This is a genomic window from Caulobacter sp. SLTY (assembly GCF_009905535.1).
Classification (GTDB): Bacteria; Pseudomonadota; Alphaproteobacteria; order Caulobacterales; family Caulobacteraceae; genus Caulobacter.
The window spans coordinates 22306-41235 of the sequence record NZ_JAAALA010000004.1; the positions used below are offsets into that span (position 1 = coordinate 22306).

Consider the following 18930-nt stretch of genomic DNA (forward strand, 5'->3'; position numbering starts at 1 on the left):
CCGTGTCCAGTATCGCCAAAGCCGTCATCGCTTTCACCGCCCTCGCGGGCGCCGGCTTTTTACTCGGCCATGCCGGCGCAGCCCAGGCGGCTGAACGCGTCTGCACCGCCCAGGTCCCGGCCAGCGGCGTGCTGCACGGCCCGGTTCTGCATGTCGAGGACGCCGACACCCTCTGTGTGGCGCTCGGCGCCACCCCCGACCAGTGGGTCCGGCTGACCCTGGCCGACGCACCCTCCACCAGCATGATCCAGCGCGCCTCGCTGACCGACGCCGAGGCCAATCCGCGCGGAACCTTGATGGCCGTCGCCTTCAGCCAGAACGTCGACTGCACCATCGAGCAAGGCGACCGCGCCGTCTGCACCCTGGCCGACGGCCGCTCGGTCGGCGCCCTGCTGCGCCAGCCGGTCGCCCGCGTCGTCGGCAAGGACTGGCGCTAACCGCGTCGTTCGCAGAAGGGCCCGTGCTCGTCGAAGGCCCGCTTCCAGATGCGATCCTCATAATTCACGGGAACCGCGGGTTGAGCTGTGACGTCAAGGATCGTCGCCACGCAGGTCCGTGAAAAGGCAATCTGGTAGCGGTGGTTCTCGATGGGGGTGAAGCTGAAGGTTCCGATGCAGCCGCTGTTCAGGCTCGTATCCTGTGACAGGGTGATGGTCGCCTCGGTTCCCGCCACCATCTTCAGGTCGCGGACCTGGCCGGAGCCGACGACCGGCATCAGATTGTGTCGCTCCCTGCATTCGACCGAGTCGTCATAGAAGCTGACCGCGACGTAACGGCCGGACTGGTTGTCGATGCGGATATCGGCCATCGCTCCCGAGGTCGGCGGCTCGTAGGGCATGACCAGACAGCCCCAGAGCGGCAGCGCGAGCGCGGACATCGCCGCGATCCGGCCGAAATGCTTGATCATCGATCCCCCACCCGAGACTGCAACGCCGCCGCCCCGTGCGGCGCCCGCACCTTGCCCTCGTGGATGATGAAAGCAAAGACGTCGCGCGGCTGGGGCTCCGGCGTATGGCCGGGATCGACCAACGGCAGGTCGGCGGGGACGCCGCCTGCCGCCCAGGTCTTCAAACGGCCGGCCCAATCGTCGAGCTCTGCCGGCGGGTAGGCGGTCTCGCAGTCGTCGGAGCCGGTCTGCAGCCGGGCATAGACGAAGTCGGCCGTGACGTCGGCGATCTCCGGATACTTCTCATGCTTGGCGTAGACGCAGGCGACGCCGTGCTTGCGCAGCAAGGCGGCGAAGTCCGGACTGCAGAAGCTGTCGTGGCGCACCTCGACGGCGTGGCGCAGAGCCAGGCCGTCCAGGGACTTGGGCAGCAGCTTCAGGAAGCCCTCGAAATCCTCCGGGTCGAACTTCTTGGTGTGGGCGAACTGCCAGAAGATCGGGCCGAGCTTGGGCCCCAGTTCGGTCAGCCCCTGGTTCAGGAACCGCTCCAGCGATTCCCCGGCTTCGCTGAGCACCTTTCGGTTGGTGGTGAAGCGGCTGCCCTTGACCGTGAACACGAAGTCGTCCGGCGTCTCGTCCCGCCACTTCTTCCAGCTGTCCGGCTTGAAGGTCGAATAGTAGGTGCCGTTGATCTCGATGCTGCGCAGCTGCGAGCTCATGTAACGCAGCTCGTCCTTCTGCTTGACGGTCGGTGGGAAGAACACCCCGCGCCAGGGCTCGAAGGTCCAGCCGCCGCAGCCGGTGCGGATCGCGCCTGTCATGAGAATCTCCGTGGGGGGTCAACGCCTCCCACTATAGGCGGATCGCGGCCAATTTCCCTGCGCCGACGCAGGTGCGCCCCGGAGGCCTTTCGGCCGCCGGGGCGCTTAGGGTCAGAACTGGTACGCGACCCTAGTTGCGGCGATAGCTTGCCGGACGGCGATCGTCGTCCCGGGCGTCGAGACGGACGGTGCGGGCCAGGGTGTCCAGACGCGCGTTGATGGTTGCGGCGCCTTTCGGACCCAGGTTGCCGCGATTGCGGTTGCGCAGCTGAGTGTCGGCCAGCTTGATCTGGTTGAGTGTGCGCATGGCGGCGGTGGCCTCGCGGGGGCTCAGGTCGCCGTTTCTGCGGGCGGTCTGGATCCACTGTCCAAGCCAGGCCTCGCGTTCGCGGCTGCCGGTTCCGACGCCGCGCCACATGTCACTCCGGTCGTGCTGGGCCTGGTCGCGACGGGTCTGGTCACGGTCACGCTCGTAGCCGGCGCGATCCCGCTCATAGTCAGCCCGGTCCTGCTGGTAGGTGTTCTGGGCTTGGGCGTAGCTGGCGGTGGCGATCCAAACGCCGCGGCTGTCGTAGTAGCCGCGCGTCTCGCCGACGACCCAGCGGCCGTTGGCGTAGTGACCCGGCTGAGCATCGGCGACCCAGACGCCCCGGGCATCACGCCGGCCGGGGGCCTCGCCACGGATCCAGCGGCCGCGATTATCGTAGTAGCCCTGGGCCGAGCCGGCGACCCAGCGACCGTTCTCGTAGTGACCGCTCGACGCCCCGGCGACCCATTGGCCCCGGCTGTCATAGTAGCCATTGACGGTGGCCGGAACCCAGCGGCCGTCGCGGTCCATATATCCATCGGCCTCGCGGCTCGCGACCCAGCGGCCGTCCTGAGCGTAGTAGCCGTTCGGGCGGCCCTCGACGAAGCGGCCGTCGCGGTCGAAGTAGCCGCTGGCCCGGTCGACCCGGCGGTCGTTGGCGTGCCACTGGCCGTTGCTGTCGTAATAGCCGTAGGCGCGGTCGCAGTCGGCGGTGGAGCGGGCGATGACGTTGCCGGCGATGGCCCCGACAATGCCGCCGACGACGGCGCCCTCGGTGCGGTTCTTGCGGTCGGCGACATTGCCGCCGACCACGGCGCCGGCGATGCCGCCGATGACCGTCCCGGCCGCGGTGCGGTCGTTCGACGGCTGGGCGCAGCGGTCCTGGGCGAAGGCCATGGTGGGCAGCAGCGCCGCAACGGCGACGCCGGCGGCCCAAATCGATCTGTTCATAGGGAAACTCCTCGGGTCAGCCATGTTGGCGATCCGCATGAGACGGTAACGGTGGCTCATGTAATAAGTTCCGATTGAAGAAGTATTTTTATAATCTAGCTAAAATCTGTCAAATAATATTTTCCCTAAATATTTCGTCACGACTGAATTATCGCATCAGAATTTTTGAATTTTTGCGCGCCTATCCCTCACAACCGCCTCTGTCTGGCGTCGTCTTCGACCTGTGGTATTCAGGCTTTCCAGACGGAGACCGACATGACCGACCAGCCCAACGCCGCCCAGATCGACTACTGGAACGACAAGGCCGGCGAGACCTGGGCCGCGCTGCAGGCACTGCTCGACCGCCAGATCGCCCCGCTTGGCGAGGCGGCCATGGCGGCCCTGGCGCCGGCGAAGGGGGAGCGGATCCTTGATGTCGGCTGCGGCTGTGGCGACACCACCCTGGCTCTGGCCCGGGCGGTCGGCGGGGACGGGGCCGTGCTGGGTCTCGACATCTCCCGGCCGATGCTGGAGGTCGCCCGCGACCGGCTGGCGGAGGCGGGGCTGACACAGGCGCAAGTCGCCGAAGCCGACGCCCAGGCGGCCGATCTCGGCGGGAACTGGGATGGTGTCTATTCGCGGTTTGGGGTGATGTTCTTCGCCGATCCGGACGCCGCCTTTGCCAACCTGGCGGCGGCGCTGAAGCCCGGCGGGCGGCTGGCCTTCGTCTGCTGGCGCACGCTTGCTGAGAACCCCTGGATGGGCATCGGGTTGAAGGCCGCGCTTGAGCATGTGCCCCCGCCGCCCCCGGCCGACCCGCTGGCGCCGGGACCGTTCGGCTTTACCGACCCTGACCGGGTGAGCGGCATCCTGTCCCGCGCCGGGTTTGCCGATATCGCCATCCGGCCGCACGACGAGAAGATCGGCGGCCATAGCCTGGAGGACGCCCTGACCGTCTCGCGCCGCGTCGGCCCCGCCGCCCTGCTGATGCGGGAGAACCCGGACAAGCGTGAGGCCATAGACGCCAGCCTTCGCCGCCTGCTGGCGGCGGATGACAAGGGCGGGGTGTGGTTCGATTCGGCGACCTGGATCGTCACCGCGACCAAGCCTTAGGCGGGCCGGCGGATCTTCGTCAGCTCTCTGACGACAGCGTAGTCTGCCAGGTAGCCGCATCGGGCGAGCGGCCTGGCCGCCGCGGTATCGAAACGCCCCTCGACGATGTAGGCGGGGTCGATATGCACACCGACCACCTGGCCCAGCACCAGGTGGGAGCCGGCCGAGGCGCCGTCGAGGTCGGTCAGGGCGATGACCTGCAACACACGGCATTCCAGCGACGCTGGGCTGGCCGCCACGCGGGGTGGCGCGACCATCCGGCTGGGCGCCTTGGCGATGCCGGCCAGTTCGAACTCATCGACCTCCGGCCCGACGCTGGCCGAGGTCGCGTTCATCGCCTCGGCCAGGGCTTCGCTGACCAGGTTGAAGACGAACTCCCCGGTCTCGCGGACATTGGCCAGGCTGTCGCCCAGCTTCTCGGAGGAAAAGCCGATGATCGGCGGCCGGGAGGAGAAGGCGTTGAAGAAGCTGTAGGGCGCCAGGTTGACCACGCCCGCCGCGCTGATCGTCGAGATCCAGCCGATGGGGCGTGGCGCCACGATGGCCTTGAACGGGTCGTGGGCCAGCCCGTGCCCGGCGGCCGGCTCGTAGAAGTGGGTCATCGCCCGCCCTGGCCGTCGTCCACCTTGATGCAGGTGCCGGTCACCGCGTCCGACGCCGGGCCGCAGAGGTAGAGCAGGGTGGAATCGAGCTGGGCCGGGTCGCCCAGACGCTGGCGCGGGAAGTGGCGGGTGATGTCGCCGACACGCTCCAGCATGCCGTCCATCATCTCGCTGGCGAAGGCGCCGGGGGCGATGGCATTGACGTTGATGTGGAATTTCGACCACTCGACGGCGAGCGCCTCGGTCATCCGGACGACCGCCGCCTTGCTGACCGAATAGAGCGCCGCGCCGCCGCCCGTGTAGCTGAAGGCGGCGACCGAGGCGATGTTGACGATCCGGCCGGGGGCCTTTGCTTCCATCCGGCGCTTGGCGAACTCGCAAGCCAGGATCCAGGGGCCGCGGACGTTGGTGTCCAGCACCTTGTCGATCAACTCGACGCTCATCTTGGTGGCGCGCTGGGCGTCGGGGGTGCCGGCGTTGTTGACCAGGATGTCGACGGGCCCCAGCGCCTCTTCCGCCCGGCCCACCACGCTCAGCAGCTGTTCAGTGTCGGTGACATCCAGGGACAGGGCCACGGCCTTGCCGCCGGCGGCGTTGATTTCGGCCGCCAGGGCTTCCAGCTTGTCGGTGCGGCGGGCGGTCAGGGCCACGGCCGCGCCGCTGGCGGCCAGCACCTGGGCGAACCGGCGGCCGAGGCCCGAAGAGGCGCCGGTGACCAGGGCGACCTTGCCGGTCAGGTCGGTGGAGGCGTTGGGCAGGGGGTAGGTCATGGCGTTTCTCCCGTTTGTTGGCGCCACTATCGGGGGGTGACGGCACGGCAGGGAAGCCCTGTCGGCGGTTTGCGTCGCCTGCTATTGGCTCAGCTGTTGGACGGAGAGACTATGGCCTGGAGCCGCACCTACGACGGGGACGAGCCAGTCCGGGTCAACAAATGGCTCGGCCAGACCGGGGTCTGTTCGCGCCGCGAGGCGGAGGGGCTGATCGGCGAGGGGCTGATCAGCATCGATGGTGAGACGGTCGAGGACGCCGGCCGCAAGATCCTGCCCGGCCAGACCCTGACCATCGCCGACGCCGGCGAGGCGCCCAAGCTGACGGTGGTGATCCACAAGCCGGTCGGCATCGTGTCGGCCCAGCCGGAGGGGGACCAGGTTCCCGCCGTTCGCCTTCTGACCCGCGCCCGGCTGCACGGCGCCTCGCAGGTTCTTCCGGGCTACGAACACAGGCTGGCGCCGCTCGGCCGGCTCGACATGGACAGCCGGGGCCTGCTGATCCTCTCGGAGGATGGGGTGCTGGCCAAGGCGGTGATCGGGCCCGACTCCGAGCTGGACAAGGAATACTTCGTCCAGGTGCGCGGGGCGGTGACCCCAGAGGCCATCCGCCTGCTGCGTCACGGGCTGGAGCTGGATGGCCGCACCCTGCGGCCCGCCAAGGTGACCGAGGTCTCGCCCGGCCGCCTGCGCTTCGTGCTGACTGAGGGACGCAACCGCCAGATCCGCCGGATGTGCGAGCTGGTCGGGCTGGAGGTGGTCGACCTGATGCGCACGCGGGTCGGGCCGCTGGCCCTGGGCGAGCTGCCCGAGGGGATGTGGCGGCCGATGAGGCCGGAGGAACGAGCCGCCATCCTGGAGGCCTCGAGGCCCCGCCCGCCGGCGTCCTGACGCTTTTGACGCAGCGTCATCTGAGCGCTGTTCAAACAGCTGTTTCAGAGCTAGTGTTAACGTCGATAACATAAGCGGGAGAGACGGTTTTGACGCGGGCGACGGAAATCGAGCATTTCGACGTGGTCATCGTGGGCGCCGGCCTCAGCGGCGTCGGGGCGGCCAAGCACCTGCAGGACCGCTCGCCCGATCGCACCTACGTTATCCTCGAAGGCCGGGCTGCGATGGGCGGCACCTGGGACCTGTTCCGCTATCCCGGCATCCGGTCGGACAGCGACATGTACACCCTCGGCTACGTCTTCAAGCCGTGGAAGGAGGCCAAGGCCATCGCCGACGGCCCCTCGATCCTGCGCTACGTCAATGAAACGGCGTCCGAGAACGGCATCGACCGCCACATCCGCTATGGCCACATGGTCAAGCGCGCTGACTGGGACAGCGAGACCGCCGCCTGGACCGTCGAGGCCGAGCGGGACGGCGCGCCGGTGAAGTTCACCTGCAACTTCCTTTTCATGTGCTCGGGCTACTACTCCTACAAGTCGGGCTACAAGCCGGAGTTCGTCGGGGCCGCCGACTTCGCCGGCCGGATCGTGCACCCGCAGGAGTGGCCGGCCGACCTCGACCATTCGGGCAAGAAGGTGGTGGTGATCGGCAGCGGTGCGACCGCAGTCACCCTGGTGCCGGAAATGGCCAAGACCGCCGCGCACGTGACCATGCTGCAGCGCTCGCCGACCTATGTGGTCTCTCGCCCGGCGGAAGACCCGATCGCCGAGTGGCTGAAGAAGAAGTTCCAACCGATGACCGCCTACCGCATCACGCGGTGGAAGAATGTGCTGCTAGGCATGCTGTTCTTCCGGATGGCGCGCAAGAACCCGGAGAAGACCAAGGATCGGATCCTGGGCATGGTTCGGGAGAAGCTGGGGCCGGACTACGATGTCGCCACCCACTTCACCCCCCGCTACAACCCCTGGGACCAGCGCCTCTGCCTGGTGCCGGACGACGACCTGTTCGACGCCATCAAGCAGGACAAGGCCAGCGTGGTCACCGACCAGATCGAGCGGTTCACGGCCAACGGCATCCTGCTGAAGTCCGGCCAGACGCTGGAGGCGGACATCATCGTGACGGCCACCGGCCTGAACCTGGAAGTGCTGGGCGGGGCGGAGTTCGCGGTCGACGGCGCGCCGGTGACGTTCAGTGAGACCCTGAGCTACAAGGGTATGATGTACAGCGGGGTGCCGAACCTGGCCTCCTCGTTCGGCTACACCAACGCCAGCTGGACTCTGAAGGCGGACCTGACCTGCGCCTACGTCTGCCGCCTGCTCAACCACATGACCCGCACCGGCCTTCGCCAGTGCACTCCGGTGCGCGGGGCCGCCGATGCGGCGGGCGATGACTGGCTGGACTTCTCCTCCGGCTACGTCCAGCGCTCGGTCCACCTGTTCCCCAAGCAGGGCGCAAAGGCCCCGTGGAAACAGCACCAGAACTACGCGCTGGACCTGCTGTCCCTGAAGTTCGGCAAGGTGGATGACGGCGCGATGGTGTTTTCCAACCCCATCGGAGGGTCGCGGCGTGCGGCGGTGGCGGAAAAGGTAGCGGCTTAACCCCTAGCCGTCATCCCTCCCCCGCTTTGCTAACCACGCGATCACGGACGAGCGCGCGGCAACACCCGCATCCCCAGCAGCACGATCGCGATCAGCACCGCCTCGACCACCATCGGGGCGATCACGCCCGGGCCGCCGCCGGTCAGGGCCAGGTTTAGGAAGCGGCCGGCCAGGGCCAGGCCCAGGATGGCCAGCACCGGCCATAGCCAGCGGGACTCCCGGCGCACCGCCGTCCACAGCGACAGCCCGCCGGCCAGGGCGAAGAAGGCGGCCATGTCGGCGCGCAGGGTGCCCAGGCCTGCCGCCCCTTCCGGCGTCAGGGCGAAGGTGGGCCCGGCCGTCTGCGGCGCCAGCCAGAAGCGCGAGGCGATCAGCAGGGACAGGCCGCCGACGATCCCCAGCAGCATTCGCGCCGCCACCTGGGCCGGCCGGTCGCCGGCGCGGACGAGCCGCCAGGCGACGAAGGCCAGCAGTGCGACGACCGCCACCAGGCCCGCGATGATCCACGGGCGGTAGAGGTCGATCAGGCTGTTCAGGATGTTCTTGGCCACCTCCTTGTCGGGGGCGTAGCCGGCCGGAATCTCCGCCACCCCGACCCGGCTGGCGTAGGCCTTGTAGTCGGCCAGCAAGGCCGCTGCCTCGGCAGGTCGGGCGGCCGTCAGGTCTAGGGTCTCGCCGGGATCGGCGGCCAGGTCGTAGAGCCGCCAGGTCGGATCGCCCAGCGGCCCGGCCGCGCGGACCAGCTTGAGGTCGCCTTTCCAGAGCGCCGCGTCGCCGGCCGCCTCCATGCCCACCGGGTCGGCGGAGCCGTAGGGGCTGTCGGCCGTCCCCTCCAGCACGGCGCGCAGGCTGCGGCCGTCCATCGGCGCGGCCGACGAAGGGGCAGGTCCGGCTCCGGCCAAATCCAGCAGGGTGGGGGCCACGTCGGTGATGATCGAGAACCCCCTGGCGGTTCCGCCGGCCTTCACCCCGGGGCCGGAGATCACCAGTGGCACGCGGGTGCCGCCCTCGGACGCGTAGAACTTGAACAGGGCGTGCGGCGCGGCCGCGGCGCTGGCCCATCCGGGGCCGATCGAGGTCCAACTGGCTTTGCCGCCCAGGCCCTCGAGGCCGCTCGAATAGCCTACTGACTTCAGCCAGAAGCGGAAGACTGGCTCGACCAGCGGATCGCCGCCTTCCGGTCCGTTGTCGGACAGCACCACGAACAGGGTGTTGTCATATTCGCCCTTGGCCTTGAGGTGGGCGACGAGCCGGCCGACCTCCCCATCCATGGCCTCCAGCATCGCGGCGTTGACCGCCATCCGCTTGGCATAGAGGACCTGCTCCTCCTTCGACAGCTTGTTCCAGGCCCCGACGTTGGGCGGCGGCGGCCCCATCGGGGTTCCCGCCGCGATCAGGCCGGCGCGCACGGCGCCCTGGTAACGCTGCCGGCGCTGGGCGTCCCAACCGGCCCGATAGCGGGCCTCGTACTTGGCGGTCAGGGCCTCGGGCGCCTGGACCGGCATGTGGATGGCCAGGAAGGGCAGGTAGGCGAAGAAGGGTCGGCCGTCGTTAGGCTTGGCGTCGATATTGGCGATGATCCGGTCGACCAGCAGGGTCGAGGAGTAGAAATCCTTGGGCAGTTTGGTCTTCCGCCCATCCTCGTACCATTCGTCGCCGCGATAGATCGGGAAGTAGGGGCGCTGTTGCCAGTTGTCGCCACCGGTGGCCTCCAGCGCCAGGGAGCGGTCGAAGCCTCTGGCGTTAGGCAGGTCTTTCGGCCCAGACCCAAGGTGCCACTTGCCGGCCATCCAGGTGTGATAGCCCGACGCCTGCAACCGGCTGGCCACGGTGACCACATTGGGGGCGAGCCGGCCCTGGTAGGCAGGGTTGTCCCGATGCTGCGGCGGGGTGCTCTCGGGCAGGTTGGCCACCCCGGCGGTATGGCTGTCCACCCCGGTCAGCAGCATGGCGCGGGAGGGCGCGCACATCGGCGAAGCGTGGAAGTTGGCAAACCGGGTTCCAGATGCGGCCAGGGCGTCGATATTCGGGGTGGCGATCTCCGAGCCATAGGCGCCCAGGTCGGTGTAGCCGCCATCGTCGATCAGGATCAGGACGATGTTGGGCTGCTTCGTCGGCGGTGCGGCGGCGCTCGGGCCGACGGCCAGGAGGGCGCCCAGGCCCGCCAGGGCGACTGCGGCCTTCACCGCGCGCTTGAACCAGGGCATCACGCCTCCCGATATATTGGCACTTATAGTGCCAATATATTATAGCCCTGTCGAGACCTTTGGGTAACATCAAACTTGACGCTGGCGTCACTATTGGCGGAAGCGCCCGATAGGCGCACACTCCGCGTGAAACGGGAGAGATCGATGGACGACGCGCCGCTTCCCAGCCTGTTGCAGCTGACCCCCCTCAACGAGGTCTACAAGGCCGACCCGCATCAGGTGCTCGATGATCTTCGGGCTCGGTGTCCTGTGCATCACGATGCCATGTCGGGCAATTTTGTGCTCAGCCGCTATGCCGACGTGCGCCAGGTGGTGTCGGACCTCGACATGCTGCGCGACCCGACCAACGCCGAGGAAGGGGCCCTGCTGCAGCGGCGGTTCCTCGGCAACGTCGATCCCAACCTGCCGCGCAGCAGCGTCTCCAGCATCCTGACCCTCGATGATCCGGACCATGCCCGCATCCGCCGGCCGCTGGCCCAGGCCCTTTATGCGCGGGTGGCGAAGTTCCGCCCTGAGGTGGAACGGATCGTGGGCGAGACCCTGGACGCCCTGGAGGGTGAGGCTGAGTTCGACCTGATGGATCGGTTCTGCGTGCCGATCCCCATCGATGTGATCGCCTCCATCCTCGGTGTCGACCACGATCGGCTGGGTGAATTCCGCGAATGGTCTGAAGGCCTGATCCAGGGGCTGAACCCCTTCCGCAACGCCGACCAGACCGCGGCCATGGAGGCGGCCGGCGACAGCCTGGCCCGCTACTTCACCGAGAGCCTGGCCGACCGCCGCCGGGCGCCCAAGGATGACCTGATCACCGATATGGTCCGGCTGCAGGCCGAAGGGGCGGCGCTCAATGACGATGAGCTGCGCATCAACCTGATTGCCCTGCTGGTCGGGGGGAACCTCACGACGACCGACCTGATCGGCAACGGGGTTCGGCTGCTGCTGCTCAATCCCGCCGAACTGGCCAAGCTGAAGGCCGATCCCTCGATCATCAACGCCGTGGTCGAGGAGGTGCTGCGCTATGAGCCGCCGGTCGATATCACCGGCCGCATCGCCCACAGCGACATGGAGATCGGCGGCTGTCCGGTGAAGGCCCGCCAGGCGATGACCGTTTCCCTGCGCGCCGCCAACCGCGATCCGGAGGTCTATGACGACCCCCACGCCTTCAACGTCAGCCGGAAGCACAAACCCCATGTGGCGTTCGGCGGCGGCGCCCACATCTGCATCGGCGCGCCGCTGGCGAGGCTGGAGGCCCAGGTGGCGCTGGTGCGATTGTTCGAGCGGTTCCCGGATCTGGCGCTGGCCGATCCGGCCGCGGCCGAGTGGCGGACCCTGCCCTTCTTCCGGGGGCTGGAGCGGTTGGACGTGACGGTCTAGGAGCGCGTTCCGATAAGTGGGAGCCGGTTATCGGATCAAACGCGCGACCACCTCAGCGCGTCATCCAGGGCTTCGACCTGGACGAGCTATGAGCGGCCGCCGCCTGTTCGCGCTGGAACTTGCCGCCGCGTGGGGGTTTGGGCTTGGCCTCGATAGCCGCCTTCTTCAGGCGCAGGGCGCGCTGGATCGGGGTTTCGTCCGCAGGCGGGGTCTCGTCGGTCATGAGCCGAGACATAGGCGCTTAGGCTGGTCGCCGCCAGCTAGCGCTTGGTCTTGGGGGCGGTCGGCGCGTACCTGTCGCCGTATTCGTCGCCCTCGTACCACTGCGGCCGACCGTCGGCATTGGCCAGGTCCAGCACGATGCGATGGTTCAGGCGTACCAGCTTCACCCCGGCGTCCCAGTTGATCGGCTGGCTGAGGTCGTCGGCGACCTGGTGGTAGCCCTTGTCGAAATAGGTCTTCCACGCCGCCTTGCCCTCGCCCTCGACGCCCAGTTTGAGCATCACCGAGGGGATGCCGGCCTGGACCATGGCGTAGTGGTCGGAACGCATGAAGATCTTCTCTTCCGGCTCGGGATCGGGCGACACCTTCAGCCCCATGGCGGCCGCCGCGCGGTTGACCACCGCCTCGATGGTCGAATGGTCGGCGCCATAGGCGACCACGTCTTTGAAGTCATAGGTCAGGATCGGCATGTCGATGTTGACCACCGCCGCGATCGAGCCCTTCGGCACGGTCGGATGGGCCGCGAAGAAGTCGGCGCCCAGCAGGCCCTGTTCCTCGCCCGTGGTGGCGATCACCAGGATCGAGCGGCGCGGCCGCACCGGCCCGGTCTTCAGCATGCGGGCGACCTCCAGCACCGTGGCGATGCCGCCGGCATTGTCCAGGGCGCCGTTGTAAATGAGATCGCCCTCGCCCTCGGCCTTCATGCCCAGGTGGTCGGCATGGCCCATCAGGATGATGTACTCGCCTTTCAGCCTGGGGTCGGACCCCTCGATCAGGCCGATGACATTGGGGCTCTCATAGCGGCGGTGGGTCATGGTCTGGACCACCCGCGCCCGGGCCTCCAGGGCAAAGCCCTTGGGCCGCTCACCCTTGAACTGGGAGTCCAGCACGGCCTCGAGGCTCTGGCCCGCCCCGGCGAACAGGGGGGCTGCGGCCTTGTTATCGATGAAGGCGATCGCGTCGACCGGCGGCGCGCCGATCAGGTGGGGCTTGCCGTCCGCCAGGCGCCAGGCGGTGGTCGGCTCCTCGGCCTCCATGGCGTTCCGGAGCACCCGCGACCAGGGGACCAGCCGGGTAAGCCGGCGGCCGGGGATCATGATCACCCCAGCGGCCCCCTGCGCCTTGGCCGTTTCGATGACGTCGCTGGACTCCTCCGGCGCTTGCGGCCCGTCGATCTCTCGCACCCCGACCAGCAGGACGACGATCTTGCCCTTCGCATCCAGGCCCGCGTAGTCGTCGATCCCCGCGTCCGGGTCGCGTACGCCGTAGCCGGCGAAGACCAGGTCGCCGGCGGTCTCCGTGCGGCCCTCGGCCAGGGCCCCGACGATCAGCGCCTCGCGCCCATGAGTCAGCACCACCGGCCCACCCGGCCCTTCGATCGCCAGGGTGGGGGCCGGCTCCGCCGTATCGATCTCGACCAGGGGCACGCTGTGGCGCCAGCCGCCTTTGTCGCCGGCCGGGGTCACGCCCATCCTGGCCAGTTCGCCGGCGATATAGTCGGCGGCCATCTCATGGCCCGGCGTGCCGGTTCTGCGGCCCTGCAGCTTGTCGTCGGCCAAATAGGCGACGTGGCCCTTGAACCGCTCGGCGCTGACCGGCGGCTCCGCCGCGGTCGCCACGCAGGCAAGAAGCATGGACGCGGCCACGGCCGCGGAAACGATACGCTGGAACATCGGACTTGAAGGTTCCCCCTTGAGCGAGGCAGCCTGCCCGGAACGCTGGAGGGTGTCTAGTTCACCCGCCGCTCGCGCCCGGCCCAGTAGGGCTCGCGCAGGTCCTTGCGCAGGATCTTGCCCGAGGCGTTGCGCGGCAGGGCGTCGATGAAGTCGACGCTCTTGGGGGCCTTGAAGGCAGCGATGCGGCTGCGGGCGAAGGCGATGATCTCCTCCGGTGTCGCGGTCTGGCCGGGCTTGAGGGCCACAACGGCCTTGACCGCCTCGCCCCATTTCTCGTCGGGGATGCCGATCACAGCTACCTCGGCCACGGCGGGGTGACCATAGACGGCGCTCTCCACCTCGGCGGGATAGATGTTCTCGGCGCCGGAGATGATCATGTCCTTCACCCGGTCGTGGATGAAGAGGTATCCGTCCTCGTCCAGGTAGCCGGCGTCGCCGGTGCGCAGCCAGCCGTCCTCGCCGATGGTCGAGGCGGTGGCCTCGGGCAGCTTCCAGTAGCCGGGCATGTTAGCCACCGAGCGGGTGGCGACCTCGCCCACGGCGCCGGTCGGCACGCTGTTTCCGGCCTCGTCGACGACCTTGATCTCCACCCCCGGCATCGGCAGGCCGGCGGCCCGCATGCGCGGGCTGCCCTCCGGTGTGTGGTCCTCGGGCGGCAGGTAGACGATGGTGCCGCAGGTCTCGGTCATGCCGTACTGCTGGCAGAAGCCGCAGCCAAACACCTCCATGCACTCGCGCAGCAAGTCCAGCGGGATCGGGCTGGCCCCATAGAGGATGTACTTCATCCGGCTGTAGTCGACCTCGCGGGCGCGGGGCTGGCGCACCACGATCTGCAGGGCGGCGGGGACCATGAACATCTTGGAGATGCCGTCCCCCTCGATGAAGTCGAGCACCTTGAAGGGGTCGAACTCGCGGGCCACCACCCCCTTGGCGCCGTTGTAGAGGCCGACGATGCCCCAGCCGGTGCCGCCGATGTGGGCGACGGGCATGGCGACCAGGCTGACGTCGTCCGGACCCCACTGGTTCCAGGCCATCTGGGCCTCGGCGGCGGCGCGGCGGCCGGAGAGGATGTTGGCGTGGCTGAGCATCGCGCCCTTGGGCTTGCCCGTGGTGCCGCTGGTGTAGAGCTGAACCGCCACATCGGTCTCGGCGATCGGAGTGGCCGGATCCGTGTCCGGCGCCGCATCGCGCCAGGCCTCGTAGAGGGGGCGGCCCTCGGCGCCCTGCGCCTCCATAGCGATGACCTTCGGCCGATAGGGCAGATGGGAGGCGACCTCCTCGCTGTGGCCGATCACCTCCGGGCCGACGAAGACCAGCGGGGCCTCGGCGTCGCCGATGATGTAGGCCACCTCCGGCGGGGCCAGGCGCCAGCCGATGGGGGTCATCACCGCGCCCATCTTGGCCGCCCCGATCAGCAGCTCGAAATAGTGGTCGCTGTTCTTGCCGACGTAAGCGATCCGCTGGCCCTTGCTGACGCCCTCGGCCAGCAGGGCGTTGGCCACCCGGTTGGTGTTGCGGTCGAAGTCGCCGAAGGTGGTCGTCCGGCCCTCGAAGGTCAGGGCGACATCGGCGCCGCGCTCGCGCGCGTGGTAGCGGGCGATATCGCCCAGGGTGGGCATCTGGTCGAAGTCGACGTCGGCCATGGAAACTCTTCCCTAAAGTCGGAGCAGCAGTCGGGCCATGATGTCCCGCTGGATCTCGTTGGAGCCACCGTAGATGCTGCCCGCCCGATTGTTGAGATAGCGGGGCATGGCGGTCAGGCTGTGGTCCGGGCCTACCGGCTCCACATTGCTGCCAGGCTCCCGGGCGTCGGGCTGATTGACGGCGGCGTAGTGGTTGGCGGCCAGCACGGCCAGCTCGTCCAGCCGCTGCATGGCCTCGGTGCCTTGCGTCTTCAGCATGGAGGAGGCGGCGCCGGGGTTCTTGCCGCCGCTGAGCGCCGCCAGCACCCGGTGTTCGGTCATTTCGATGGCGTCCAGAGCAATGGCCGCTTCGGCCAGCCGGGCGCGGAAGTGAGGTTCGTCCAGCAACGATCCGCAGTCGGAGGCTTCCGCCGCCGCCATGGCGCGGATGCGGGCCAGGCTGACTTTCAGCCCCGGGGCCGAGCCGCCGCCGCGCTCGAACTCGAGCAGGTACTTGGCCACCCTCCAGCCGTCGTTCTCCTCGCCCAGGCGCCCGGCCTTGGGAACCCGGACGTTGTCGAAGAAGACCTGGTTGACCTCATGCTCCCCGGCCAGGGTGATGATCGGCTTCACTTCGATGCCGGGGCTGGTCATGTCGAGCAGGAGGAAGGTGATCCCCTTCTGCGGCTTGCCGTCGAAGTTGGTCCGCACCAGGCAGAACATCTTGTTGGCGTGGTGGGCGTGGGTGGTCCAGATCTTCGAGCCGTTGAGGACGTAGTCCTCTCCATCGCTGTCGGCCCGCATCTGCAGGGAGGCCAGGTCGGAACCGGAGCCCGGCTCCGAATACCCCTGGCACCAGTAGTCCTCGCCCGACAGGATCCGGGGCAGGTAGTAGGCCTTCTGCTCAGGCGTGCCGTAGCCCATGATGCAGGGGCCGACCATCTTCAGCCCCATCGGCGACAGGCCCGGCGCGCCGGCGCGGGCGCATTCGGCCTGGAAGATATGCCGCTGCATATCGTCCCAGCCGCAGCCGCCGTGCTCCACCGGCCAGGCGGGGGCGACCCAGCCCTTGGCATGCAGGATCTTCTGCCATTCGAGGCTGTAACGCGGCTCGACGAAGACGCTGGTCATCAGCCGGCCGGCCTCGGCCAGGCGGGGCGGGAGGTTTTCGGAAAGAAAGGCCCGGACCTCGTCCCGAAAGACGAGGTCACGGGCGCTCAAGTTCAGATCCATCGGCGTCTCAGCTCACAGGGAGGAAGGTTTGCAAGATGATACTCCGATGGCTCCCAGGACCTAGAGCCCGTCAGGCGGAAGTGTTTTCGGTTCCGCCGCCGGACGGGCTCGACAAGGTGAAGACTAGAATTTGATCCGCAGCGTCACGCCGGCGGTCATCGGCGCGCCGAGGAAGGCGGCATAGGTGCCCGACTGCAGCGGCTGGTCGACAACCACCTGGTAGTAGTTCTTGCCCGTGAGGTTCTGCGCCCAGGCTTCCAGCATCCAGCGGTCGTCCTCCGAACCGATGCCGATGCGGCCGTTCCAGAGGGTCATGCTGTCCTGGATCTTGCGCGGATCCAGGTTGGAGCCGGTGTTGTACGCGCTGGTATATTTGCCCGACAGACTGGCCCGCAGCAGCAGGCCGCCCAGCACCGTGCCCTCCCAGTTGGCCGACCAGCTGGACGACCACAGGGGGGCGTAGGACAGCCGCGCATCGGGCAGCCGCGGCGAGATGCCGGCCGGCGGGACGAAGTCGCCGAACTGGGTCTCGGCGTAGGTCACGCCCGCGGTCAGGTTCAGGCCGTCCAGCGGCGTACGCCAGATCAGGTCGACGTCGGCGCCCTTTGAGGTCACTTCCGGGATCGACGCCACCAGCCAGGAGACGCCGGTGTAGGTGTTCAGCTGGAAGTCCTCGAAGGTTTGGTGGAAGATCGCCCCGTTGAGGATAAGGCTGTTGCCGAAGAAGTTCGACTTCACCCCGATTTCGTAGGCGTCCACCGTCTCGGCTGGGAAGCTGGTGTCCGGATCGATGACCCCCAGTGTGATCCGCGAGCGGTCGAGGTTGAACCCGCCCGACTTGTGGCTCGAGGCGTAGGAGCCGTAGGTCATGACGTTGTCGTTGAAGCGGTAGGTGACCTTCAGAGTGCCGCCCAGCCGCTCTTCGCTGCTGCTCTGACGGGTGGTCACATCGTTGAACGCCGGGTCGGTGTGAGGCGCGCAGATGGCGCTTCGGGCCGCCGCCGGGATCGGGTTGACCAGCGCCGCCGAACAGGCCGCCGCCGGGACGGTGTTGGTGTAGTGCGAGACCACATCCTTTTCGTCCAGGGTGTAGCGCAGGCCGAAGGTGACGTCGAAGCTGTCGGTCACATGCCAGGTGTTGTTGGTGAATAGCGCCCAGCCGGTCGAGTTGTGGTCGTGACGGTCGTAGGGGCCCTCGCCGGCGACGAAGTTGGTCCCGAACGGGCGGCCGGTCAGCAGGCTGACGGTGGCCGGGTTGGCGCCGCCAGACAGCAGGAGGCCGAAGTAGGTCTCATAGGCCGTGCCGAAGGCGGTGAAGGCCGAGGTGTCGAGCTGTTCGTCGGAATAGTAGAGCCCGCCCAGCCAATCGACCGGACCCGTGGTCCCGGCCAGCCGCAGTTCCTGGCTGAACACCTTGATCTGGCTATAGGTGCGGCCGTCCGCCGGCCGGTACCAGATGTCGGCGCTGGAGTAGTCGATGTCCGACCCCTGCACGGCCTTCCAGTCGCGGTAGGCGGTGATCGACGTCAGGGCGATGTCGGGGGTGATGTCCCAGTCGGCCTGAAGCGACAGGCCCTTGTCGGTGATCTGCTGCACCATCTCGCGGTTGGCGTAGGCGACGCGGCGCCAGGGCCGGGCGGGGCGCAGGGTGCCCTCGTCGACCGCCAGGGCGTCGATGATGGCTCCGGTCGCGCCGACCGAGGTGGTGACGTTCACGCAGCAGTGCTCGTCCCGCTCGGTGTAGTCGATCATCGCCTTGAGGGAGAGATCGTCGTTGGGCAGGAACAGCAGCTGGCCCCGGACGGTCCAGAAATCCTGGTCCTGGTCTTCCTTCAGGGTGCGCGGGCCGGCGCCGGTGCGCACGCTGTAGAAACCGTCGCGCTGGCGCTTGGCGGCGTAGAGGCGGCCGGCCACCTTATCCCCGGCGATCGGGCCGGTGATCGAGGCGGCGACGCCCCTTGTGCCATAGTCGCCGACGGTTAGTTCGCCGTTGAAGCCGAACTCGAACTCCGGCTCCTTGGTGATCACGTTGATGACGCCGGCCGAGGTGTTCTTGCCGAACAGGGTGCCCTGCGGCCCTTTCAGCACTTCGACCCGCTCAAGTTCGCCCAGGTCGCCGAAGGCCACGCCGCTGCGGGCGCGGTGGACGCCGTCCACCGAGGTGCCGACGCTGGATTCCAGGCCCGGATTGTCGCCGATGGTGCCAACGCCGCGGATACGGATCGAGGTCTGGGCCTCGCTTGTCGAGGAGGTGACGTTCAGGCCAGGCGTGAGGATCTGCAGGTCCTTCACGTCACGCACGCCGGCGTCTTCCAGCTGCTGGCCGCTGACCACGGTGACCACGATCGGCACGTCCTGCAGGTTCTCCTCGCGCTTCTGCGCGGTGACGATCAGGACATCCACTTCGGCCGGCTCGGCCGCCGGTTCGCTCTGGGCCATCGCCGGGGCCGCCATCAGGCACGCCATCGCGATCACGGCGCCCGACGGCGCCCACTTCCACTGAGACATCTTCCCTCCCGCCGCTTGCGCGGTTGTTTTCTTTGACGCTGCCGTAAAGGTCAGGGCAGCCTGGCGAGGCATGGCCCAGGGGCGGGAGCCGGACAAGCTAGCGGAAATGATAGGGTGAGTTCGGCTTGGCTCGATTTGACGACCGTACAATCATGGCAGACAGTCAACGCGAA

16 protein-coding genes are annotated in these 18930 nt (G+C 68.0%); 5 read left to right on the forward strand and 11 right to left on the reverse strand.

The features are described 5' to 3' along the window. The first annotated feature begins 2 nt into the window (after positions 1–2). On the forward strand, positions 3–437 hold the full coding sequence (locus GVN21_RS03105; protein ID WP_166573250.1) for a hypothetical protein: 435 nt from the start codon (positions 3–5) through the stop codon (positions 435–437). On the opposite strand, the gene GVN21_RS03110 is transcribed toward GVN21_RS03105, so the two are convergent. The 3 genes from GVN21_RS03110 to GVN21_RS03120 all read right to left on the reverse strand — a co-directional run bounded on the left by GVN21_RS03110 (position 434) and on the right by GVN21_RS03120 (position 2965). Continuing rightward, positions 434–907, reverse strand: coding sequence for a hypothetical protein (locus tag GVN21_RS03110; RefSeq protein ID WP_166573251.1), 474 nt, complete (start codon positions 905–907; stop codon positions 434–436). The genes GVN21_RS03105 and GVN21_RS03110 overlap by 4 nt on opposite strands. Further along, positions 904–1707, reverse strand: a complete 804-nt coding sequence (locus tag GVN21_RS03115) for a DUF72 domain-containing protein (protein ID WP_205689901.1) — start codon at positions 1705–1707, stop codon at positions 904–906. The genes GVN21_RS03110 and GVN21_RS03115 overlap by 4 nt, the downstream gene beginning before the upstream one ends. Before the next feature lie 130 nt (positions 1708–1837). Continuing rightward, on the reverse strand, positions 1838–2965 hold the full coding sequence (locus GVN21_RS03120; RefSeq protein ID WP_205689902.1) for a glycine zipper 2TM domain-containing protein: 1128 nt from the start codon (positions 2963–2965) through the stop codon (positions 1838–1840). A 255-nt stretch (positions 2966–3220) separates the two neighbouring features. On the opposite strand from GVN21_RS03120, the gene GVN21_RS03125 reads away from it, so the two are divergent. Further along, positions 3221–4057: a class I SAM-dependent methyltransferase gene (locus GVN21_RS03125; RefSeq protein ID WP_166573253.1), complete on the forward strand. Its 837-nt coding sequence runs from the start codon at positions 3221–3223 to the stop codon at positions 4055–4057. Here GVN21_RS03125 and GVN21_RS03130 read toward each other — a convergent pair. Together GVN21_RS03130 and GVN21_RS03135 are read right to left on the reverse strand one after the other, a co-directional pair. Next, positions 4054–4659 (reverse strand): flavin reductase family protein, encoded by a 606-nt coding sequence (locus tag GVN21_RS03130; protein ID WP_166573254.1) that lies wholly within the window; start codon positions 4657–4659, stop codon positions 4054–4056. The genes GVN21_RS03125 and GVN21_RS03130 overlap by 4 nt on opposite strands. Further along, positions 4656–5429, reverse strand: coding sequence for an SDR family NAD(P)-dependent oxidoreductase (locus tag GVN21_RS03135; RefSeq protein WP_166573255.1), 774 nt, complete (start codon positions 5427–5429; stop codon positions 4656–4658). The genes GVN21_RS03130 and GVN21_RS03135 overlap by 4 nt, the downstream gene beginning before the upstream one ends. Positions 5430–5540: 111 nt before the next feature. Between GVN21_RS03135 and GVN21_RS03140 the strand changes: the two genes are divergently transcribed. Together GVN21_RS03140 and GVN21_RS03145 are read left to right on the forward strand one after the other, a co-directional pair. Beyond that, on the forward strand, positions 5541–6317 hold the full coding sequence (locus tag GVN21_RS03140; RefSeq protein ID WP_166573256.1) for a pseudouridine synthase: 777 nt from the start codon (positions 5541–5543) through the stop codon (positions 6315–6317). A gap of 89 nt (positions 6318–6406) precedes the next feature. Next, positions 6407–7915: an NAD(P)/FAD-dependent oxidoreductase gene (locus tag GVN21_RS03145; RefSeq protein ID WP_205689903.1), complete on the forward strand. Its 1509-nt coding sequence runs from the start codon at positions 6407–6409 to the stop codon at positions 7913–7915. A 41-nt stretch (positions 7916–7956) separates the two neighbouring features. Here GVN21_RS03145 and GVN21_RS03150 read toward each other — a convergent pair whose 3' ends face one another. Then, positions 7957–10122, reverse strand: coding sequence for a sulfatase-like hydrolase/transferase (locus tag GVN21_RS03150; RefSeq protein ID WP_166573257.1), 2166 nt, complete (start codon positions 10120–10122; stop codon positions 7957–7959). A 144-nt stretch (positions 10123–10266) separates the two neighbouring features. Here GVN21_RS03150 and GVN21_RS03155 point away from each other — a divergent pair, with 144 nt between their 5' ends. Further along, the gene (locus tag GVN21_RS03155) at positions 10267–11496 is read left to right on the forward strand and encodes a cytochrome P450 (RefSeq protein ID WP_166573258.1); all 1230 of its coding nucleotides are present in this window, start codon (positions 10267–10269) and stop codon (positions 11494–11496) included. A gap of 52 nt (positions 11497–11548) precedes the next feature. On the opposite strand, the gene GVN21_RS03160 is transcribed toward GVN21_RS03155, so the two are convergent. The 5 genes from GVN21_RS03160 to GVN21_RS03180 all read right to left on the reverse strand — a co-directional run bounded on the left by GVN21_RS03160 (position 11549) and on the right by GVN21_RS03180 (position 18757). After that, on the reverse strand, positions 11549–11719 hold the full coding sequence (locus GVN21_RS03160) for a hypothetical protein (RefSeq protein WP_166573259.1): 171 nt from the start codon (positions 11717–11719) through the stop codon (positions 11549–11551). A gap of 37 nt (positions 11720–11756) precedes the next feature. After that, positions 11757–13391 carry a M20/M25/M40 family metallo-hydrolase gene (locus GVN21_RS03165; protein WP_166573260.1) on the reverse strand — a complete coding sequence of 545 codons (1635 nt, stop codon included), beginning with the start codon at positions 13389–13391 and terminating at the stop codon, positions 11757–11759. 56 nt (positions 13392–13447) lie between these two features. Further along, complete coding sequence (locus tag GVN21_RS03170; RefSeq protein ID WP_166573261.1) at positions 13448–15037, reverse strand: fatty acid--CoA ligase; 1590 nt, start codon at positions 15035–15037, stop codon at positions 13448–13450. A 12-nt stretch (positions 15038–15049) separates the two neighbouring features. After that, entirely contained in the window at positions 15050–16249 is a 1200-nt protein-coding gene (locus GVN21_RS03175) for an acyl-CoA dehydrogenase family protein (RefSeq protein ID WP_166573262.1), read from the reverse strand. Positions 16250–16372: 123 nt separating this feature from the next. Continuing rightward, positions 16373–18757 (reverse strand): TonB-dependent receptor, encoded by a 2385-nt coding sequence (locus GVN21_RS03180; RefSeq protein ID WP_166573263.1) that lies wholly within the window; start codon positions 18755–18757, stop codon positions 16373–16375. Between the last annotated feature and the right edge of the window lie 173 nt (positions 18758–18930).

Coding starts and splice junctions, on each gene's coding strand:
- GVN21_RS03170 (WP_166573261.1), bottom strand. CDS start 15,037: ATGGCCGACGTCGACTTCGACCAGATGCCCACCCTGGGCGATATCGCC.
- GVN21_RS03125 (WP_166573253.1), top strand. CDS start 3,221: ATGACCGACCAGCCCAACGCCGCCCAGATCGACTACTGGAACGACAAG.
- GVN21_RS03180 (WP_166573263.1), bottom strand. CDS start 18,757: ATGTCTCAGTGGAAGTGGGCGCCGTCGGGCGCCGTGATCGCGATGGCG.
- GVN21_RS03130 (WP_166573254.1), bottom strand. CDS start 4,659: ATGACCCACTTCTACGAGCCGGCCGCCGGGCACGGGCTGGCCCACGAC.
- GVN21_RS03175 (WP_166573262.1), bottom strand. CDS start 16,249: ATGGATCTGAACTTGAGCGCCCGTGACCTCGTCTTTCGGGACGAGGTC.
- GVN21_RS03120 (WP_205689902.1), bottom strand. CDS start 2,965: ATGAACAGATCGATTTGGGCCGCCGGCGTCGCCGTTGCGGCGCTGCTG.
- GVN21_RS03155 (WP_166573258.1), top strand. CDS start 10,267: ATGGACGACGCGCCGCTTCCCAGCCTGTTGCAGCTGACCCCCCTCAAC.
- GVN21_RS03115 (WP_205689901.1), bottom strand. CDS start 1,707: ATGACAGGCGCGATCCGCACCGGCTGCGGCGGCTGGACCTTCGAGCCC.
- GVN21_RS03135 (WP_166573255.1), bottom strand. CDS start 5,429: ATGACCTACCCCCTGCCCAACGCCTCCACCGACCTGACCGGCAAGGTC.
- GVN21_RS03140 (WP_166573256.1), top strand. CDS start 5,541: ATGGCCTGGAGCCGCACCTACGACGGGGACGAGCCAGTCCGGGTCAAC.
- GVN21_RS03150 (WP_166573257.1), bottom strand. CDS start 10,122: ATGCCCTGGTTCAAGCGCGCGGTGAAGGCCGCAGTCGCCCTGGCGGGC.
- GVN21_RS03110 (WP_166573251.1), bottom strand. CDS start 907: ATGATCAAGCATTTCGGCCGGATCGCGGCGATGTCCGCGCTCGCGCTG.
- GVN21_RS03165 (WP_166573260.1), bottom strand. CDS start 13,391: ATGTTCCAGCGTATCGTTTCCGCGGCCGTGGCCGCGTCCATGCTTCTT.
- GVN21_RS03160 (WP_166573259.1), bottom strand. CDS start 11,719: ATGACCGACGAGACCCCGCCTGCGGACGAAACCCCGATCCAGCGCGCC.